The sequence below is a fragment of the Thermus tengchongensis genome (assembly GCF_021462405.1).
Classification (GTDB): Bacteria; Deinococcota; Deinococci; order Deinococcales; family Thermaceae; genus Thermus; species Thermus tengchongensis.
On record NZ_JAKEDU010000019.1, the window covers coordinates 1 to 17,040 of the forward strand.

The window sequence follows — 17,040 nt, forward strand, 5'->3', positions numbered from 1 at the left end:
CCCGCTCCACCTCCAGCCCCCAGGCTTATGCCTGGGGGTTTTTCATACTCCTTACTGTTGAAACCTCCCCCACCTGGCGGGGGCCTTGGATACCCTTTCACCGGGGCCCCCACGCGGACAAAGTCCGCGTGGGGTGGTATCATTTGATGCTTTCGTCGGAAAGCCAGTCGGCCCAAGTTTCCAAGTGGGCGCTATCGGAAACGGCGAGGACCTCCCGCTCGGGCAGAAGGATCCGGGTGATGGAGGTGTTGGGGATGTGGAAGCGCCGCCAGGCGTTGCCCTCGAGGTCCAGGGCCATCTTCAAGGCGGCGCGGATTACGCCCCCATGGGTCACCAGGAGGTGCCGGCCAGCCGGGAGGCTTTCAAGGAAAACCTCCAGGCGCCGGGCCAGGTCGGCCATGCTTTCCCCCCCAGGCCGGGGGGTGTGCCAAGGGTCCTCGCGGGCCGCCCGGATGAACTCAGGGTACTGCGTTTCCGCTTCCTCCCGGCTTAGGCCGGCGAGAACGCCCACGTCGATTTCCCGCAAAAGGGGCGTGGTCTTCAGGGGCAGGCCCAGCACCGCGGCCAGGGGTTCGGCGGTCTCCCGGGCTCGGCGAAGATCGGAGGAGAAGAGCCCATCAAAAGGGAGCTGGCTTCGCGAGAGCCGCTGAGCCAAGCGGAAAGCCTGTCCGATCCCCGCAGGGGACAGGGGTACGTCCAGGTGGCCCTGAAAGCGCTTCTTGACGTTCCACTCGGTTTCGCCGTGGCGGATGAGCCAGATCTCTTTCATACCAGCCGAACCCCGGAGCCCGCCACCACCCGCCCCACGGGGAAGCTTTCCACCAGGGCCTGGGCCCGTTGGGCTTCCCCTTCCGGCAGGACCAGGACGAGCCCCAGGCCCATGTTGAAGACCCGGTACATCTCCTCCTCTGGGATGTTTCCCAGGCGTTGCAGGTAGGGGAAGATGGGAGGGATAGGCCAGCTTCCCTTTCGGATCTCGGCCCCCAAGCCTTCGGGCAAGGCGCGGGGGAGGTTTTCCGCAAGGCCCCCCCCGGTGATGTGGGCCAGGGCGTGGAGCTCCACCCCCGCCTCCTTAAGGCGCCTAAACTCCTGCAGGTAAGCCCGATGGGGACGGAGGAGGGCCTCTTTGAGGCTTTCTCCCAGCTCGGGGACGGGGGCGTTAAGGTCCATCCCCTCCACTACCTTCCGGATCAGGGAGTAGCCGTTGGTGTGGGGGCCAGAGGAGGGGAGGGCCAGGAGGATATCCCCTTCCCGGACCCGCTCGGGGCCGAGGATTTCCTCCTTCTCCACCACCCCCACCAGGGTGCCTGCCACGTCCCAGGCCCCCTCCCGGTAGACCCCGGGCATCTCGGCGGTTTCCCCGCCCAGGAGGGGGATACCCAGAGCCTGGCAGGCTTGGGCCAGAGAGGAGAGGAGCGCGGAGAGCACTTCCTCCTCCAGGCGGCTTGCCGCCAGGTAGTCCATGAAGAAGAGGGGGGTAGCCCCCTGGCAGAGGAGGTCGTTCACCGAGTGGTTGACCAGGTCAAAGCCCAAGCCGGAGACGTCCCCCGCCTCGAGGGCCAGGAGGGTCTTGGTACCCACCCCGTCGGTGGTGGCCACCAGGACGGGGTGGCGCATCCCCGTGAGGGCCTTGGCGTCGAAAAGCCCCCCGAAGGCCCCAAGCCCCCGAAGGACCTCTTTCGTATAGGTGGCGGCGATGGCCTCCTTGGCCCGCCTTAGGGCCTCGGCTTTGGCCTCGATGTGGACCCCGGCCTCCTCGTAGCGCATCGGCCCTATCCTACCCCAAGGGCTTCTTGGAGAAGCCTCCGCACCAGGTCGGGACGGGCCTGGCCTTTGGTCCTGCGCATCACCTGGCCCAAGAGGGCGTCCAGGGCCTTGAGCTTCCCCTGGCGCACGCTTTCCGCAGCCTCGGGCATGGCGGCGATGACCTCTTCCACCACGGCCCTCAAGGCCCCCTCGTCCGCCACCACCCTTAGCCCCCGCTCCCGCACCAGGGCCTCGGGGTCCAGGCCCTCCAGCACCTCGGGCAACAGGCCCTTGGCCACCCGGCTGGTGATCTCCCCCCGCTCGAAGAGGGCCACCAGCCGGGAAAGGCTTTCCGGGGTGAGGCGGGTCTCCTCCAGGGCAAGGCCCCGCTCGTTGAGAAGCCCAGCCACGTCCGCCAAGAGCCAGTTGGCCAGGGCCTGGGGGGAGGCTTGGCCCAGGGCCAGGGCCCGGTCCAGGAAGCGGGCCAGGGCGGGGGTGTAGGCCAGGACCTCGGCGTCTTGGGGCTTGATCCCCAGGGCCAGGTAGCGCCGTTCCTTCTCCCAGGGGAGCTCGGGCAGGCTTTGGCGGATCTCCTCCAGCCACGCCTGGGAGATGGGCACCGGGGGGAGGTCGGGCTCGGGGAAGTAGCGGTAGTCGGCCTCCTCCTCCTTGGTGCGCATGGGGTAGGTTTTGCCGCTTCCCTCCTCAAAGCCCATGGTGGCGGGCTTGACCCTCTCCCCCCGCCTCAGGATCTCCGTCTGGCGGCGGATCTCGTACTCCAGGGCCCGTTGCACGCTCTTAAAGGAGTTCAGGTTCTTGATCTCCACCTTGGTGCCCAAGGGCTCCCCGGCGCGGCGCACGGAAACGTTCACATCGGCCCGCATTTTCCCTTCCTCGGGGCTGGCCTCGGAGATGCCCAGGGTCTGGACCAGGGCCTGGATGCGCTGGAGGAAGAGCCGGGCCTCCTCAGGGGTTTTTAGGTCGGGCTCGGTAACCAGCTCGATGAGGGGGCTTCCCGCCCGGTTCAGGTCCAAGAGGGTGCGGTCCTCCAGGTGGAGGCTTTTCCCCGCGTCCTCCTCCAGGTGGAGGCGCTTAATGCGCACGGTTCTTTCCCCTAAGGGGAGGTGCCCCCCCTGGCCCAGGGGGAGGTCGTACTGGCTGATCTGGTAGTTCTTGGGCAGGTCGGGGTAGAAGTAGTTCTTGCGGTGGAAGAGGAGCCTTTCCGGAACCTGGCTTCCCAAGGCCAGGGCGAGCCGGAGGCCGAACTCCACCGCCTTTTGGTTGGGTACGGGAAGGGCCCCGGGGAGGCCCAGGCAGACGGGGCAGGTGTGGGTGTTGGGGGCTGCCCCGAAGTAGTCCGCCTCGCAGCCGCAGAAGGCCTTGGTCCGGGTCTTCAGGTGCAGGTGGACCTCGAGGCCGATGACCGCCTCGTACATGGCCTAAAGTTTACCAGCTGCCCTTTGCCTCAGGGGCGCTTGGCCCCTTCCTGCACCCCCGCCAGGCGCATGAACTCCTTGGGGTCCACCGCCCGGGAGAGGCCCATCTCGTAGGTGATGAGCTTGCGCCGGTAAAGGTCCGCCAGACAGGCGTCCATGGTGATCATCCCGTACTGGCCCCCGGTCTGGATGACGCTCCTAAGCTGGTGGCTCTTGCCCTCCCGGATCAGGGCCCTTACCGCAGGGGTGGCGATCATGAGCTCGTAGGCCAAGACCCGCCCGCCCCCGAAGGCCTTGGGCAGGAGCTGCTGGGTGAGGACCGCCACCAGGTTGTTGGAAAGCTGCACCCGCACCTGCTCCTGCTGGTTCTCCGGGAAGACGTCGATGATGCGGTCGATGGTCTCGGGGGCGGAGTTGGTGTGCAGGGTGCCCATGACCAGGTGCCCGGTCTCGGCGGCGGTGATGGCGGCGGCGATGGTCTCGTAGTCCCGCATCTCCCCCACCAGGATCACATCCGGGGCCTGGCGGAGGACGCTCCTTAGGGCCTTGTGGAAGCTGTGGGTGTCGGAGCCGATCTCCCGCTGGTTGATGATGGCCTTCTTGTGTTTGTGGAAAAACTCTATGGGATCCTCGATGGTCACGATGTGCACGGGCTTGCGCTCGTTGATGTAGTCGATCATGGAGGCCAGGGTGGTGCTCTTTCCTGACCCGGTGGGCCCCGTGACCAGGACCAGGCCCCTGGGGGCCATGGCGATCTCGGCGATGCTCTTGGGGAGGCCCAGCTCCTCAAAGCTCTTGATGGTGGCGGGCACCACCCTTAAGACTCCTCCCACACTTCCCCGTTGCAGGAAGACGTTGACCCGGTAGCGCCCCTTGCCCGGGAGGCTGAAGGAGAAGTCCAGCTCTTTCTCCTCCTCAAAGATGCGCTGTTGCTTCTCGTCCATGAGGGCGTACATGAGGCGGCGGGTGTCCTGGGGGGAGAGGGGTTCGTACTCCGTGGGGTGGAACTCCCCGTCCACCTTGATCATGGGGGGGAGGCCCACGGTGATCACCAGGTCGCTGGCCCCCCGCTCCACGGCCAGGGTCAAGAGGTCCACGATGTCGGGCGTTTTGGCCATAACAGCCTCCTTTACTCGATGGTGCGCGCCAGAACCTCCTCGAGGGTGGTGATCCCCTGGAGGGCCTTGTAGATGCCGTCTTCCCGCAGGGTCTTCATGCCCTTTCTGCGGGCGATCTCCTTGATCTCCGTGGCCGACTTGCCCGCCACGATGGCGTGGCGGATCTCGTCGTCCACCACCAAGAGCTCGTGGATGGCGTAGCGGCCCTTGTAGCCGGTGCCCCCGCAGCGCTCGCACCCCATGCCTTTAAAGAGCTTGGCCCCTCGGATCTCCTCTTGGGAAAGGCCTAGGCGCCGGAGGACTTCGGGGTCGGGCTTAACCTCCACCTTACAGCGGTCGCAGATCCTCCGCACCAGGCGCTGGGAAAGAACGCCGATGAGGGCGGCGGAGATGTTGAAGAGCTCCACCCCCATCTCGTCCAGGCGGGTGATGGCCTGGGCGGCGTCGTTGGTGTGCAGGGTGGCGATGACCAGGTGGCCGGTGAGGGCGGCCTCGGTGGCGATCTTGGCGGTTTCCGAGTCCCGGATCTCCCCCACCATGATGATGTCGGGGTCCTGCCGCAAGAAGGCCCTAAGGGCCCGGGCGAAGGTGAGCCCGGCCTGGGGGTTCACCTGGGTCTGGTTGATGCCGGGGATCTCGTACTCCACCGGGTCCTCGATGGTCTGGGTGTTCTTGTCGGGGGTGGCGATGCGCTTGAGGATGGAGAAGGTGGTAAAGCTCTTGCCGCTTCCGGTGGGTCCGGTGATGAGGAAGATGCCGTAGGGTTTGGAGATCACCTCCTGGAAGCGCTCAAAGACCCCGGGGGCGAAGCCTAGCCCTTCGATCTCCGGGATGTCGGCGGCCTTTTTCAGGAGGCGCATCACCGCCTTTTCCCCGTAGACGGTAGGCAGGGTGGAGAGGCGAAGGTCCACATCGATAGAACCTTCCCGGTAGCGCACCCGCCCGTCCTGGGGTAGGCGCCTTTCGGCGATGTTGAGGCCGCCCATGATCTTGACCACGCTGATGACGGAGTTTAGAGCCCCTTTGGGCAGGGTGGTGTACTGGCGCAGGGTACCGTCGATGCGGAGGCGCACCAGCACATCCGACTGCCGGGGTTCTATGTGGATGTCAGAGGCATCCTGCAGGTAGGCCTCCCGGATCACCTGCTTGACAAACTTCTGGGCGGCGCTTTCGTCCAGCTCGGAAAGGGCGGAAGCCTCCTCCTCTTCCTGGTACCCCTTGGCCAGCTCCTTGGCCAGTTCCCCCAGCTCCTCTTTGCCGTAAAAGCGCTCGATGAGCTTGGTGATGGCGGCCTCCGTGGTTACGGCGGGCACCACCTCGTAGGCCAAGCCCTTGCGTTTCAGGGCCAGGCGCACGTCGTCCAGGGCCAGGATGTTCCGGGGATCCTTCATGAGGAGGACCAGGGTCTTGCCCTCCAGGTGGTGGGGGAAGACCCCGTATCGCCGGGCCAGGTCCTCGGGGATGAGGAGGGCGGCGCCGGGGTCCGGGGGGTTCTCCTCGGGGCTGATGTAGGGGTAGCCCAGCTGGGCGGCCACCGCTTGGGCCAGGGCCTCGGGTTTGAGCTTGCCCGAGGCCACCAGGGTGTCCTCGAGGCGCCCTCCCCCTTGGCGCTGTTTCTTCAGGGCCTCCTCCACGTCCTCGGGCCGGACCAGGCCCAGCTCCACCAGGATCTCCCCCAGGGGTTTGGCCTTAGGTAGGCGCCTTTGCACCTCGAGGGCCTCCCTTAAATCCTCGCGGCTCAGGCGACCCTCCTGGACCAGGACCTCCCCCAGGCGGCTTTTCTCCGGATAGGTCCGGTGGAAAAGGGACTCCCACTCTTTGGGGGGGGTGAGGAGGAAGCGGGCGGGCTGGCCCAAAAGCTCCCCCACCGCTTCCTTATGCCGGGGGTCGGCGAGGACCACCTCCACCTCCCCGTTTTTGAACCGAACGGGCACGGCGCTGTAGCGCAGGGCATCCGAGCGCAGGAGAAGGTTAGCGGCGGCGGGGTCGGGGGATAGGCCCTGGGTGGAGGGGAGAAACTCCATTCCCTTCTGCTCCGCCAAAACCCGGTAGAGAACTTCCTCGGGTAGCCCCTTGCGCACCAGGATGCGGCCCAGGAGATCCCCGGTCTTTTCCTGCTCCACCAGGGCTTCCTCCAGGGTGTTTCGGTCCAAAAGGCCCTTTTGCACCAAAAGCTCGCCCACCTTCAGCTCCTCCCGACTGGGGCCGCTGGGGGGAGGGGGTAGGGGTAGGCCGAGCTCCGGGTAGCTCTTGGCCAAGGCATAGAGGAAGGCGCTCTTGGTGGCCTGGTAGGGTTCCACCACCATCCCGGTGAGGTCCTCCACCTCCTCGAGGGCCAAGGTGTCCAAGGGATTCACGAAGGCCACCCGCACCACCCCCGCCTCCTCGTCCAGGGCGAAGGGGATGGCCTGGAGTTCCTTGGCCTTCTCTGCCGGCAGGAGGGCCTTCACCTTGGGGGGGATCTCCAGGGTGTGAAGCTCCACCAAGGGGATGCCGAAGTGGTCCTCGATGGCCTGGGCGATCCTTCTTTCAGAAAGGAGCCCCGAGTCCACGATGACCTCGGCCAAGGAACCCCCCACCTCCCGGTGCTTTTCCAGGGCCATCTGGAGCTCCTCGTCGGTGAGGAGGCCGGCATCCAACAGGATGGCCCCTAGCCGCTTGTCTCCGATGGTGAGCACGCTCATCCCAATCCTCCCCGTGGCTTCCTGAATGGAGTCTCCAACATCCGTATGAAACGCGTGTAAAAGAACTCCCTTTCTCGCAAGGGGGGCACCAAAACGGTGTACGCCCCCACCAGGTTGCCCCCCAGCACGTCGGTAAAGATCTGGTCCCCCACCACCGCCACCTGAGAGGGGGGTAGTTCTAGAGCCCGCAGAGCCTTTCGGAAGCCTAGCCAGGGCTTCAGGGCGGGGGCGTGGCCAGGGAGGCCCAGGGCCTTTTGCACCCTAGCGAAGCGCTCGGGCAGGGCGTTGGAGAGGAGGTAGACGGGCATCTCGGCCTTCAACCCCTCCAGCCAGGTGCGGTGGTCGGAAGGGATCTCCTCCTCCCCGTAGGGCAGAAGGGTGTTGTCCAGGTCCAGGATGACGCCCTTCAGGCCTCGAGCCCTGAGCCACTCCGGGGTGAGGTGAAGGAGGGAGGGAAGGACCGCCCGCGGGAAGAGCATAGCCTTATTCTGGCACGGGCAGGTGAAGGGCCCCTTAACGGGGAAGCATCACCAACCCCCACATCCGCCCCGTTTTTCCCTGGTCCCGGCGGTGGGAGAAGAGGGTGGGCTCGCAGTGGGTGCATAGGCCCACCCGGTAGATGCGCTCTTCCTTCAGCCCCGCCCGCTTCGCCTGCAAAAGAAGGGCCTTCTCCAGGTCCAGAAGGTACTTGCCAGGGGCCTTGGGATCGGGGGTGAAGGTGGGCAGGCCGGCCTGTTGGAAAACCCCTGCTACCTCCTCCCCCACCTGGTAGCACCCGCCCCCGATGCCGGGGCCGATGGCCAGGTGGGCTTCCTTTGGGTCTAGGCCCAGACCGTCCAGAAGGGCCAGGGCTTTGGGCAGGATGCCTCCCACCACCCCCCGCCAGCCTGCGTGCAGGGCGGCCACAGCCCCTTGGGGGTGGTAGAGGAGGAGGGGGTAGCAGTCCGCCACCCCCACCCGCAGGAGGAGGCCCGGCGTGCGGGTGAGGAGGCCATCCCCTTCCCAAACCCCGGGGCCTTCCACCAGGTGGATCTCCGTGCCGTGTACCTGTTTGAGCCCGGCCACGGGGGGATGGCCGAATCGAGAGAGGACCCGCCTTTGGTTCTCGGCCACCCGTTCGGGGTCGTCCCCGGTGGCGGCGGAGAGGTTCAGGCTTTGAAAGGGCCCCTGGGACACCCCACCCAGGCGGGTGGTGAAGCCATGGGGCACGGGTAGTGGAGTGGTGAGGAGGGGAACCATGGCTCTATTGTGCCCTGGGGTTCCGCAAAGCGTGCCCTTACCCCTATTCTTAATAGGCTCAGGCGTATACTATAACCCCATGAGGACGGACCGGAACCAGCTCCGCTTCAACCAGGTGTTGCTTACCCTTCTTTTGCCCTTGGCAGCGCTTTTGGACCTTCCCCTTTTGGTCTATCTCCTTTTCCTCCTGATGGCCAGCCAACATACCCCTTGGGACTTGATGGTGGCCCTGAAGCGGGCTCTGGGCATCCCCGCTAGGCTGGTGGAGGAGGACCCCAGGCCCCACCGCTTCGCCCGCACCTTGGGGGCGGTGTTTTTGGGGCTGGCCTCCCTTTTCCTCCTCCTGGGCCTCAAGGGGGTGGGCTATGCCTTAGCCCTTTTGGTGGCCTTCCTAGCCTTCATCAACCTGGCCTTCGGTTTCTGCTTGGGGTGCTTCCTCTACCTGCACCTGCGCTACGCCCGGGCCCTTTTCACCGGGAAATAGCCTCCAGAAGCCGCACCATCTCGATGGCGGTGAAGACCGCCTCGGCTCCCTTGTTCCCCGCCTTGCCCCCGGCCCTTTCCTGGGCCTCCTCCGGGGTGTTGGTGGTGAGGACGCCGAAGACGATGGGCTTTTCCGTCTGGAGCATGGCCTGCATGAGGCCGCTGGCCGCCTGGGCGGCCACGTACTCGAAGTGGGGGGTTTCCCCCCGCACCACGGCCCCTAAAGCCACCACCGCATCCACGTCGGGGCGCAGGGCCAGGCGCTTGGCCACCAGGGGCAGCTCAAAGGAACCCGGCACCCAGGCCACCAGGACCTCTCCAGGGTCCCCGCCCAGGCGGGCGTAGGCCTCGAGGGCCCCCTCCAGAAGCAACTTGGTCACCCGCTCGTTGAAGCGGCCCACGGCGATGGCCAGGCGTACCCCTTTGGCGGTGAGGATGGGGGAGAGGGTCTTGGGCTTCATGGCCCCAATATACTTTGGGGGTGGAGCGGTATCTCCTGGTGGCCTTGGGCGGGGCTTTGGGCTCCGCCCTGCGCTATGGGCTTGGGGCCTGGGTACAGGTCCTTACCGGCCCCAGCTTCCCCTATAGCACCCTCTTGATCAACGCTCTGGGCAGTTTCCTCATCGGCGTGGTGATCCGCCTGTCCCTGGAGGGGGCCCTTTCCGGGGAAGGGCGCCTCTTCCTGGCGGTGGGGGTGTTGGGGGGGTTTACCACCTTCTCCACCTTTAGCTACGAGACCCTGGCCCTGCTCCAGGACGGTGAGGTAGGGAGGGCCTTGGTGTACGTTTTGGCCAGCGTTTTCCTGGGCCTCCTCCTGGTGCTTTTGGGCTACCGCCTGGGCGGGGCCCTGGTAGCCTAGGGGTATGAAGCTGGAAGGGGAGGCCAAGCTCCTGCGCATCTTCGTGGGAGAGTCAGACCGGCATGGGGGAAGGCCCCTCTATGAAGCCATCGTCCTCGAGGCCAAGCGCCAGGGCCTGGCGGGGGCCACGGTGTTTAAGGGCTTCATGGGTTTCGGCGCCCACTCCCGCATCCACACCGCCAAGGTGCTTCAGCTTTCCGAGGACCTGCCGGTGATGGTGGAGATCGTGGACGCCGAGGAGAAGATCCGGGCCTTCCTGCCCGTACTGGACGAGATGGTGAAGGAGGGCCTGGTCACCTTGGAGAAGGTGGAGGTCATCCGCTACCAAAGCCGGTGATCCAGAATCCTTTCTTCCCTTGGGGGCCAAGGTACCCTTAGACCATGGAGCGGGTACCACCGGGGCAGATCATCACCGAGCGCTTCCCCATCCTCACCTACGGGGAAGAACCCCGGATCGCTCCAGAGGCGTGGCGCTTTGAGCTCTTCGGCCTGGTGGAGGCGCCCCTCGCCCTCACCTACGTCGAACTCCTGGCCCTGCCCCAGGTGGAGGTAACCCGGGACTTCCACTGCGTCACCCGCTGGAGCCGCTTGGATGTGGCGTGGAAGGGGGTTCGAGTGAAGGACCTCCTGGAAAGGGCGAGGCCCAAGCCCGAGGCGGTGGCCGCCCTGGTCCACAGCTACGGGGGCTACACCACCAACCTCCTCCTGGAGGACCTCCTGCGGGAGGATGTCCTCCTGGCCCACACCCTTTTTGGCAAGCCCCTGCCTCCTGAAAGGGGAGGCCCGGTGCGCCTCCTGGTACCCCACCTCTACGCCTGGAAAAGCGCCAAGTGGGTGCGGGGCATAGAGCTTCTGGACCACCTGGAGCTGGGCTTTTGGGAAAAGCTCGGGTACCACTGGCGGGGGGATCCCTGGCGGGAAGAGCGCTTCCAGGAGGGGCCTGTTCCCGCCGCAAGCCTCAGGTTCCGCAGTAAGAAACCTTGATACAATCAGGCTAAGGAGGTGGGAGCATGACCCCCCTGGAGCGGGCTCGCCTGGATGTGGAGGAGGCTTTGCGGCGCTACCGGGAGTGCGTGGCGGGCGAGGAGATGGAGTATGGCTCAGAGTACGAGCGGGTGACCTTCATGGAGTACGAAGCCCCGGCCCCCGATCCCTGCGCCGAGGCTTTTTCCCGGCTTCTGGCTGCGGTGCGGACCTATGAGGCGGCAGGGGGAAGCCGGGAGGAGCTGGACTTGGGCTCCCTGCGGGAGCCGATCTACGACGCCCTGGACAGGGGGTAGGCCACAGGCTTTCCCTGCTGGAAGTAGAGCGCTTCCCGGTATCCTAGGTCGATAAGGAGGTCCGCTGTCTGGGGAAAACGGTGGCCCACCTGGTGGGGCTGGTGGGCATCGGAGCCCAGGACCACCCCGATGCCGAGCTCTTGCGCCCGGCGGAGGAGGGCGGGGGCCGGGTAGATTTCTCCCGCTGGGTTCCTGAGCCCGGAGGTGTTCACGTCCAGGCTAAGCCCCTCCTCGGCGATGACCCTGAGGGCAGGTTCGGCCAGCTCCACAAGGGCTTCCTCCGGAAGGCGGTGGCCGAACTTCTTGGGCAGGTCCAGGTGGCCGATGGCGTGAAAGAGGCCGCTTCTTGCCGCTTTTTCCACCTCCTGGAAGTAAGCCTGGAAGATCTCCTTCAGGTCCCGCCAGGTGTACTCCTCCTGGTGGTCGGGATGGTCCAGGGGCCAGGCCCCCAGGTAGTGGACGCTGCCGATCACGTAGTCGAAGGGGTAGCCTTTAAGCAGGGTGCGCACGAACTCCTCCGTGCCCTCGTGGAAGTCAGCCTCGAGGCCGATCCCCACGTAAAGATCCGGGTGATCCTCCCGGATTTTCTCCAGGGCCAGGAGGTAAAAGGGCAGGGCCTCGAGGCGCATGCGGCTTTGGGGGTCGTACCAAGCGGGCATGGGGCTGTGGTCGGTAAAGACCACTCCCTTTAGCCCGGCTTTCCGAGCGTAAAACAGGTATTCCCCCGGGGCCCCCTGGGCATGGCCGCAAAGAGGAGTGTGGACGTGGCTATCCACCACGTGCCGATTCTATCCGAAGAAGGGTTCCCTCCCAGGTGTAGGCGACCACCTTTTGCCCCAGGGCCTGGGATAGGTCCAGGGAGAGGAAGGGATCCTCCAGGAGCCCTCCTTCGGGTGGAGGGAGGGTGGTCACCTCCTGCACCAGAACGGTCAGGGCTGGGGGTGGGGGAAGAAGGGCGGGGTAGCGTTCCAGGATGGCTTCCACCCGGAAGGCCTCCGCCCAAAGCCGCTTTAGGGCGAAAAGAGCCTCCCTTGGGGTCTGGGCCGGGTGGTAGACTCCCTCCCCTGCCCGCCGCACAAGGAAGGGCCCCCTGCCCCCAAGGGCTTCCAGGAAGGCCTCGGCCCGCTCGGGAAGGAGATAGCTTTCCCGCACCGCCCGCTTTGCCTCCTCCGCCGCCAGCAGCAACCTTTCCTCGTCTATGCGCACCCCAAAGACCCCCTGAAAAAGCCTCCCGATGCGCTCGGCAAGGTTGTTGAGGCGGGCGAACTCTTCCCAAAGCCCCACCACCCAGGTCCCCTTTACGGGGAAACCCAGCTCCTGGGCCTGCCTCAGGAGAAGAACCTCCCCTTGGCCTTCCGCCTGGGCCAAGGGGGTTAATCCCGGGTTCACCATGGGTACCAAGCCCGGCGGCCACGGCAGGGCCAGGGCCCGCCACGGGCGGAAAGCGCCGGGGTTTCTCCGCCCAAGAGGCCCTGGGCTTTAAGGCATGGCCCCAAATCCCCCACGGGACACGCGTTGGAGCGCCTCAAGTCCATCACAGGGGCCGGGGGTTCAGACAAAGCGCACCCCTTCGGCCCGGGTCACCTTGCCCTGGTAAAGGAAGGTGATCTGGCGTAAGGCCGCCTGGAGGTCAAAGGGGGTAAGGGCGCTGGTGGCGTCCTCAGGAAGGACCACCCGATACCAGCGCAAAGCGGCGGAGCCAGCGGTGTGGAGCACGCAAATGTTGGCCACGGTGCCCGTCACCACCACGTGCTTTACCCCCCAAAGGTGCAGGTAGTGGTCCAGGGGGGTGCCGTAGAAGGCGTCGTAGCGCACCTTCTGGATGATCAGGTCCCCTGGTTCGGGGCGGAGATCCTCCAGGATCTCCGCCCCCCAGGTACCCGCCACCGCATGCCGGGGCCAGATCTGGAACTCGGGGTCATCCTCCCGGTGCCAGTCCTGGGTGTAGACCACCCTTACCCCCGCCTGCCGTGCCCTCTCTAGGAGGAGCCTTATGGCGGGGACGCTTTTGGGGGCCTCGGGCACGAAAAGGGCTCCTTGGGGGTGGGCGAAATCGTTTTGCATGTCCACCACGATCAAGGCGGTTTCCCTGGCGGGGAGCTCTAGGCTTTCCACCTTGGGGATTTCCGGAACCTCTATCATACCCTTATTTTGCCACCTTGACCTGGGGGAGGGGAGGGGCTACACTCTAGCGCATGAAAATACGGGACCTCCTAAAGGCGCGCAAGGGGCCCCTTTTCTCCTTTGAGTTCTTCCCCCCCAAGACCCCGGAAGGGGAGGAGGCCCTTTTCCGCACCATGGAGGAGCTCAAGGCCTTTCGGCCCGCCTTCGTCTCCATCACCTACGGGGCCATGGGGAGCACGCGGGAGCGGAGCGTGCTCTGGGCCAAGCGCATCCTGGACCTGGGCCTTCGGCCCCTCGCCCACCTTACCGTGGCGGGGCAGAGCCGCAAGGAGGTGGAAAGGGTTTTGGAGCGCTTCGTGGCGGCAGGGGTGGAGAACATCCTGGCCCTCCGGGGCGACCCGCCCCAGGGGGAGAGGGTCTTCCGTCCCCATCCCGAGGGGTTCCGCTACGCCGCCGAGCTTGTGGCCCTCATCCGCGAGCGCTACGGGGAAGCGGTTTCCGTGGGCGGGGCCGCCTACCCCGAGGGTCACCCGGAAAGCACGAGCCTCGAGGCCGACCTGCGCCATTTCAAGGCCAAGGTGGAGGCGGGGCTGGACTTTGCCATCACCCAGCTCTTCTTCAACAACGCCCATTACTTCGGCTTCCTGGAAAGGGCCAGGAGGGTGGGCATAGAAATCCCCATCCTCCCCGGCATCATGCCCATCACCAGCTACACCCAGCTCCGCCGCTTCACCGAGGTCTGCGGGGCCAGCATCCCCGGGCCCCTCCTTTCCAGGCTGGAAAAGCACCAGGAGGATCCCAAGGCTATCCTGGAGATCGGGGTGGAGCATGCCACCCGCCAGGTGGCGGAGCTTTTGGAGGCCGGGGTGGAGGGAGTGCACTTTTACACCCTCAACAAAAGCCCGGCCACCCGCATGGTCCTGGAGCGGCTGGGCTTCCGGCCCTGGGCCCGGACGTCGGAGGGGGTTTAAGTACCCCGTCGTGGCCCAAGCCACGCCGAGGCCCCCAAGAGACCAGGGGCGCGCCGCTTCGGCTTTGGCCGATGGGGTCACCCTTGCACACGGGTGCCTAGACCTCTACCCCCACTCCCAGGGTGGCCAGGCTCACCTCCTGGCCCCTTAGGGCGAGGAGCTTGCCCAGCTCCAAAAGCTTCTCCTCCTCCCCGTGGGCCAAAAGCACCCGGGGCTGGTCCATAAGCCAGTCCAAGAGCTCGTCCTGCCCCGCATGCCCCGAGAAGCCGCCTAGGGTGTGGACGCTGGCCCTAAGGGGCACCTCCTGCCCCAGGAGGCGGATACGCTCGGGCCTTTGGATGATCTCGGCTCCTAGGCCCCCTCGAGGCTGGTATCCCACGAAGACCAGGGCGTTCTTGGGGTCGGAAAGGCCGTGCTTCAGGTGGTGGAGGATCCGCCCCCCGGTGAGCATGCCGCTTCCCGCGATCACCACCATGGGCCCGGGCTCCCTGAGCAGGGTTTTGGAGGTCTCCACGCTTTCCACCACTTCCAGGCCTCGAGGACGGAAGGGGTTCTTGCCCTGGAGGAAGTAGGCCTGCACTTCCTCGCTGAAGTAGGGCACCAGGCTGGGGTAGAGGAGGAGCACCCGCTCCGCCATGGGCGAGTCCAGGTAGATGGGGGCTTTGGGTAGCCGGTGGCCGTTCTCGTAAAGCACGAAGAGGATTTCCTGGGCCCGCTCCAGGGCGAAGGAAGGGATGAAGACCTTCCCTCCCCGGTCCAGGGTCGTTTCCAGGATGGCCAGGAACTCCTCCACGGTTTCCGGAAAAGAGCGGTGGGGCCGGTCCCCGTAGGTGCCTTCGGAGAGGACCAGGTGGGCCTTGGGCGGAGGGGAGGGGTCGGGGAGGACCCTCTTCTGGCGGTTCCCCAGATCCCCGCTGTACACGAAGGTCTTGCCCTCCCCCTGGGCCACCACGAAAGCGCTTCCCGGAAGGTGCCCCGCCTGGCCGAAGGTGAGGGTGAGGTCCCCCAGCCTGAGCCATTCCCCATACTCCAGGAGGCGGACGTGGCGGAGGGCTTCCTCCACATCCTCCTCGCCAAAAAAGGGGGTTTCCATGACCTTGAGGGCGTCCTCGAGGACGATGCGCGTGAGGAGCAAGGTGGCCCGGGTGGCGTAGACGGGCCCCCGGTAACCCTCGCGGAAGAGCTTGGGCAGGCGACCCACATGGTCCAGGTGGGCGTGGGTGAGGATCACGGCGTCCACCGCCTGGGGATCAAAGCCAAAGGGGGCGTGGTTCTTCTCTTCCTCGCGCCCCTGGAACATGCCGCAGTCCAGGAGAACCTTTTTGCCCTCGGCCACGAGGAGGTGGCAGCTTCCCGTCACCTCCCGAGCGGCGCCAAAAGGTACGATGCGCATGCCTTTATCTTGACACTCACCTGTGGGTGTGCTAGCCTATTCCCTCGGACAGGGTCCTATCCCCCGTCCTGCCACCCTAGCTCAACAGGCAGAGCACCCGACTTGTAATCGGGGGGTTGGGGGTTCAACTCCCCTGGGTGGCTCCAAGTGGGCGTGGGCAGGTGCCCGAGCGGCCAAAGGGGACGGTCTGTAAAACCGTTGGCGTATGCCTTCGCTGGTTCGAATCCAGCCCTGCCCACCAAAGGTGTGCCCAGCACACCCCATGCGGGAGTAGCTCAGTTGGTAGAGCATCGGCTTCCCAAGCCGAGGGTCGCGGGTTCGAGTCCCGTCTCCCGCTCCACGAGCTCGCGTAGCTCAGCAGGTAGAGCACACCCTTGGTAAGGGTGAGGTCGCCGGTTCGAGCCCGGCCGCGAGCTCCATCTTTTTGTCTGCCCTGGGCTTAAGGCCCCCAGGGCGGCTTTTGCGTGCAAAAAGAAGGAGGAACCATGGCCAAGGGCGAGTTTGTCCGTACGAAGCCTCACGTGAACGTGGGGACGATTGGGCACGTGGACCACGGGAAGACGACGTTGACGGCGGCTTTGACGTTTGTGACGGCGGCGGAGAACCCGAATGTGGAGGTGAAGGACTACGGGGACATTGACAAGGCGCCGGAGGAGCGTGCGCGTGGGATTACGATCAACACGGCGCATGTGGAGTACGAGACGGCGAAGCGGCACTATTCGCACGTGGACTGTCCGGGGCACGCGGACTACATCAAGAACATGATCACGGGTGCGGCGCAGATGGACGGGGCGATTTTGGTGGTATCGGCGGCGGACGGGCCGATGCCGCAGACGCGGGAGCACATCTTGTTGGCCCGGCAGGTGGGGGTGCCGTACATCGTGGTGTTCATGAACAAGGTGGACATGGTGGACGATCCCGAGCTGTTGGACCTGGTGGAGATGGAGGTTCGGGATCTTTTGAACCAGTACGAGTTTCCTGGGGACGAGGTGCCGGTGATTCGTGGGAGCGCGCTGTTGGCGCTGGAGCAGATGCACCGGAATCCCCAGACGAAGCGCGGGGAGAACGAGTGGGTGGACAAGATTTGGGAGTTGTTGGACGCGATTGACGAGTACATCCCGACGCCGGTGCGGGACGTGGACAAGCCGTTCTTGATGCCGGTGGAGGACGTGTTTACGATCACGGGGCGCGGGACGGTGGCGACGGGGAGGATTGAGCGTGGGAAGGTGAAGGTTGGGGACGAGGTGGAGATTGTGGGCTTGGCTCCGGAGACGCGGCGGACGGTGGTGACTGGGGTGGAGATGCACCGGAAGACGCTTGCGGAGGGGATAGCTGGGGACAATGTGGGTTTGCTGCTCCGGGGTGTAAGCCGGGACGAGGTGGAGCGGGGTCAGGTGTTGGCGAGGCCTGGGAGCATTACGCCGCACACGAAGTTTGAGGCTTCGGTGTACGTGCTGAAGAAGGAGGAGGGTGGGCGGCACACGGCGTTTTTTTCTGGGTACCGTCCGCAGTTTTACTTTCGGACGACGGATGTGACTGGGGTGGTGGAGTTGCCTCCTGGGGTGGAGATGGTGATGCCTGGGGACAATGTGACGTTTACGGTGGAGCTGATCAAGCCGGTGGCGTTGGAGGAGGGCCTCAGGTTTGCCATCCGGGAGGGTGGGCGGACCGTGGGCGCCGGCGTGGTCACCAAGATCCTGGAGTGAG

19 protein-coding genes and 4 tRNA genes are annotated in these 17,040 nt (G+C 65.5%); 11 read left to right on the top strand and 12 right to left on the bottom strand.

The window, feature by feature from the left end; genetic code table 11:
• Positions 1 to 139: 139 nt before the first annotated feature.
• Genes L1087_RS12585 through pgeF form a run of 7 tightly spaced genes read right to left on the bottom strand, consistent with a single transcriptional unit; the run spans position 140 to position 8,223 of the window.
• Positions 140 to 769: a histidine phosphatase family protein gene (locus tag L1087_RS12585; RefSeq protein WP_234559239.1), complete on the bottom strand. Its 630-nt coding sequence runs from the start codon at positions 767 to 769 to the stop codon at positions 140 to 142.
• Entirely contained in the window at positions 766 to 1,767 is a 1,002-nt protein-coding gene (gene purM, locus L1087_RS12590; protein ID WP_135261082.1) for a phosphoribosylformylglycinamidine cyclo-ligase, read from the bottom strand. Before purM ends, L1087_RS12585 begins: the two co-directional genes overlap by 4 nt.
• Positions 1,768 to 1,772: 5 nt before the next feature.
• On the bottom strand, positions 1,773 to 3,182 hold the full coding sequence (gene gatB, locus L1087_RS12595; RefSeq protein ID WP_234559240.1) for an Asp-tRNA(Asn)/Glu-tRNA(Gln) amidotransferase subunit GatB: 1,410 nt from the start codon (positions 3,180 to 3,182) through the stop codon (positions 1,773 to 1,775).
• 29 nt (positions 3,183 to 3,211) lie between these two features.
• On the bottom strand, positions 3,212 to 4,300 hold the full coding sequence (locus L1087_RS12600) for a type IV pilus twitching motility protein PilT (protein ID WP_234559242.1): 1,089 nt from the start codon (positions 4,298 to 4,300) through the stop codon (positions 3,212 to 3,214).
• Positions 4,301 to 4,311: 11 nt separating this feature from the next.
• On the bottom strand, positions 4,312 to 6,984 hold the full coding sequence (pilB, locus tag L1087_RS12605; RefSeq protein ID WP_234559244.1) for a type IV pilus assembly ATPase PilB: 2,673 nt from the start codon (positions 6,982 to 6,984) through the stop codon (positions 4,312 to 4,314).
• On the bottom strand, positions 6,981 to 7,463 hold the full coding sequence (locus tag L1087_RS12610) for a YqeG family HAD IIIA-type phosphatase (RefSeq protein WP_234559245.1): 483 nt from the start codon (positions 7,461 to 7,463) through the stop codon (positions 6,981 to 6,983). The genes pilB and L1087_RS12610 overlap by 4 nt, the downstream gene beginning before the upstream one ends.
• A 34-nt stretch (positions 7,464 to 7,497) precedes the next feature.
• Positions 7,498 to 8,223, bottom strand: a complete 726-nt coding sequence (gene pgeF / locus L1087_RS12615; protein WP_038040712.1) for a peptidoglycan editing factor PgeF — start codon at positions 8,221 to 8,223, stop codon at positions 7,498 to 7,500.
• Between the two features lie 79 nt (positions 8,224 to 8,302).
• Here pgeF and L1087_RS12620 point away from each other — a divergent pair, with 79 nt between their 5' ends.
• Positions 8,303 to 8,707 carry a DUF4395 family protein gene (locus L1087_RS12620; RefSeq protein ID WP_038040703.1) on the top strand — a complete coding sequence of 135 codons (405 nt, stop codon included), beginning with the start codon at positions 8,303 to 8,305 and terminating at the stop codon, positions 8,705 to 8,707.
• On the opposite strand, the gene ribH is transcribed toward L1087_RS12620, so the two are convergent.
• Entirely contained in the window at positions 8,694 to 9,167 is a 474-nt protein-coding gene (ribH, locus tag L1087_RS12625) for a 6,7-dimethyl-8-ribityllumazine synthase (RefSeq protein ID WP_135261077.1), read from the bottom strand. The genes L1087_RS12620 and ribH overlap by 14 nt on opposite strands.
• A gap of 20 nt (positions 9,168 to 9,187) precedes the next feature.
• Here ribH and crcB point away from each other — a divergent pair, with 20 nt between their 5' ends.
• Genes crcB through L1087_RS12645 form a run of 4 tightly spaced genes read left to right on the top strand, consistent with a single transcriptional unit; the run spans position 9,188 to position 10,845 of the window.
• On the top strand, positions 9,188 to 9,565 hold the full coding sequence (gene crcB / locus L1087_RS12630) for a fluoride efflux transporter CrcB (protein ID WP_038043273.1): 378 nt from the start codon (positions 9,188 to 9,190) through the stop codon (positions 9,563 to 9,565).
• A 4-nt stretch (positions 9,566 to 9,569) separates the two neighbouring features.
• Positions 9,570 to 9,902: a DUF190 domain-containing protein gene (locus L1087_RS12635; protein WP_038040700.1), complete on the top strand. Its 333-nt coding sequence runs from the start codon at positions 9,570 to 9,572 to the stop codon at positions 9,900 to 9,902.
• Between the two features lie 44 nt (positions 9,903 to 9,946).
• Positions 9,947 to 10,549 carry a sulfite oxidase-like oxidoreductase gene (locus tag L1087_RS12640; protein ID WP_038040698.1) on the top strand — a complete coding sequence of 201 codons (603 nt, stop codon included), beginning with the start codon at positions 9,947 to 9,949 and terminating at the stop codon, positions 10,547 to 10,549.
• Between the two features lie 26 nt (positions 10,550 to 10,575).
• The gene (locus tag L1087_RS12645; RefSeq protein ID WP_038040696.1) at positions 10,576 to 10,845 is read left to right on the top strand and encodes a hypothetical protein; all 270 of its coding nucleotides are present in this window, start codon (positions 10,576 to 10,578) and stop codon (positions 10,843 to 10,845) included.
• Here L1087_RS12645 and L1087_RS12650 read toward each other — a convergent pair.
• The 3 genes from L1087_RS12650 to L1087_RS12660 form a co-directional block, all read right to left on the bottom strand.
• Positions 10,821 to 11,624, bottom strand: a complete 804-nt coding sequence (locus L1087_RS12650; RefSeq protein WP_135344009.1) for a histidinol-phosphatase HisJ family protein — start codon at positions 11,622 to 11,624, stop codon at positions 10,821 to 10,823. The two genes, L1087_RS12645 and L1087_RS12650, sit on opposite strands and share 25 nt — an antisense overlap.
• Positions 11,614 to 12,237: a hypothetical protein gene (locus tag L1087_RS12655; protein WP_234559246.1), complete on the bottom strand. Its 624-nt coding sequence runs from the start codon at positions 12,235 to 12,237 to the stop codon at positions 11,614 to 11,616. The genes L1087_RS12650 and L1087_RS12655 overlap by 11 nt, the downstream gene beginning before the upstream one ends.
• A gap of 159 nt (positions 12,238 to 12,396) precedes the next feature.
• Positions 12,397 to 12,987, bottom strand: coding sequence for a nicotinamidase (locus L1087_RS12660; protein ID WP_234559247.1), 591 nt, complete (start codon positions 12,985 to 12,987; stop codon positions 12,397 to 12,399).
• A 53-nt stretch (positions 12,988 to 13,040) separates the two neighbouring features.
• Here L1087_RS12660 and metF point away from each other — a divergent pair, with 53 nt between their 5' ends.
• Positions 13,041 to 13,940, top strand: a complete 900-nt coding sequence (gene metF, locus L1087_RS12665) for a methylenetetrahydrofolate reductase [NAD(P)H] (protein WP_234559248.1) — start codon at positions 13,041 to 13,043, stop codon at positions 13,938 to 13,940.
• A gap of 97 nt (positions 13,941 to 14,037) precedes the next feature.
• On the opposite strand, the gene L1087_RS12670 is transcribed toward metF, so the two are convergent.
• Entirely contained in the window at positions 14,038 to 15,333 is a 1,296-nt protein-coding gene (locus tag L1087_RS12670) for an MBL fold metallo-hydrolase (protein ID WP_234559249.1), read from the bottom strand.
• A gap of 70 nt (positions 15,334 to 15,403) precedes the next feature.
• Here L1087_RS12670 and L1087_RS12675 point away from each other — a divergent pair.
• The 5 genes from L1087_RS12675 (at position 15,404) to tuf (ending at position 17,039) form a co-directional block, all read left to right on the top strand.
• Positions 15,404 to 15,479, top strand: a tRNA-Thr gene (locus L1087_RS12675).
• A gap of 9 nt (positions 15,480 to 15,488) precedes the next feature.
• A tRNA-Tyr gene (locus L1087_RS12680) sits at positions 15,489 to 15,574 on the top strand.
• Between the two features lie 23 nt (positions 15,575 to 15,597).
• A tRNA-Gly gene (locus tag L1087_RS12685) sits at positions 15,598 to 15,673 on the top strand.
• A gap of 3 nt (positions 15,674 to 15,676) precedes the next feature.
• A tRNA-Thr gene (locus L1087_RS12690) sits at positions 15,677 to 15,752 on the top strand.
• 66 nt (positions 15,753 to 15,818) lie between these two features.
• On the top strand, positions 15,819 to 17,039 hold the full coding sequence (gene tuf / locus L1087_RS12695; protein WP_038040679.1) for an elongation factor Tu: 1,221 nt from the start codon (positions 15,819 to 15,821) through the stop codon (positions 17,037 to 17,039).
• The last annotated feature ends 1 nt before the right edge of the window (position 17,040 follow it).

What these genes read in the sequence shown, in the direction of transcription:
- L1087_RS12585 (WP_234559239.1), bottom strand. Translation starts at nt 769, where the DNA reads ATGAAAGAGATCTGGCTCATCCGCCACGGCGAAACCGAGTGGAACGTC.
- purM (WP_135261082.1), bottom strand. Translation starts at nt 1,767, where the DNA reads ATGCGCTACGAGGAGGCCGGGGTCCACATCGAGGCCAAAGCCGAGGCC.
- gatB (WP_234559240.1), bottom strand. Translation starts at nt 3,182, where the DNA reads ATGTACGAGGCGGTCATCGGCCTCGAGGTCCACCTGCACCTGAAGACC.
- L1087_RS12600 (WP_234559242.1), bottom strand. Translation starts at nt 4,300, where the DNA reads ATGGCCAAAACGCCCGACATCGTGGACCTCTTGACCCTGGCCGTGGAG.
- pilB (WP_234559244.1), bottom strand. Translation starts at nt 6,984, where the DNA reads ATGAGCGTGCTCACCATCGGAGACAAGCGGCTAGGGGCCATCCTGTTG.
- L1087_RS12610 (WP_234559245.1), bottom strand. Translation starts at nt 7,463, where the DNA reads ATGCTCTTCCCGCGGGCGGTCCTTCCCTCCCTCCTTCACCTCACCCCG.
- pgeF (WP_038040712.1), bottom strand. Translation starts at nt 8,223, where the DNA reads ATGGTTCCCCTCCTCACCACTCCACTACCCGTGCCCCATGGCTTCACC.
- L1087_RS12620 (WP_038040703.1), top strand. Translation starts at nt 8,303, where the DNA reads ATGAGGACGGACCGGAACCAGCTCCGCTTCAACCAGGTGTTGCTTACC.
- ribH (WP_135261077.1), bottom strand. Translation starts at nt 9,167, where the DNA reads ATGAAGCCCAAGACCCTCTCCCCCATCCTCACCGCCAAAGGGGTACGC.
- L1087_RS12635 (WP_038040700.1), top strand. Translation starts at nt 9,570, where the DNA reads ATGAAGCTGGAAGGGGAGGCCAAGCTCCTGCGCATCTTCGTGGGAGAG.
- L1087_RS12640 (WP_038040698.1), top strand. Translation starts at nt 9,947, where the DNA reads ATGGAGCGGGTACCACCGGGGCAGATCATCACCGAGCGCTTCCCCATC.
- L1087_RS12645 (WP_038040696.1), top strand. Translation starts at nt 10,576, where the DNA reads ATGACCCCCCTGGAGCGGGCTCGCCTGGATGTGGAGGAGGCTTTGCGG.
- L1087_RS12655 (WP_234559246.1), bottom strand. Translation starts at nt 12,237, where the DNA reads ATGGTGAACCCGGGATTAACCCCCTTGGCCCAGGCGGAAGGCCAAGGG.
- L1087_RS12660 (WP_234559247.1), bottom strand. Translation starts at nt 12,987, where the DNA reads ATGATAGAGGTTCCGGAAATCCCCAAGGTGGAAAGCCTAGAGCTCCCC.
- metF (WP_234559248.1), top strand. Translation starts at nt 13,041, where the DNA reads ATGAAAATACGGGACCTCCTAAAGGCGCGCAAGGGGCCCCTTTTCTCC.
- L1087_RS12670 (WP_234559249.1), bottom strand. Translation starts at nt 15,333, where the DNA reads ATGCGCATCGTACCTTTTGGCGCCGCTCGGGAGGTGACGGGAAGCTGC.
- tuf (WP_038040679.1), top strand. Translation starts at nt 15,819, where the DNA reads ATGGCCAAGGGCGAGTTTGTCCGTACGAAGCCTCACGTGAACGTGGGG.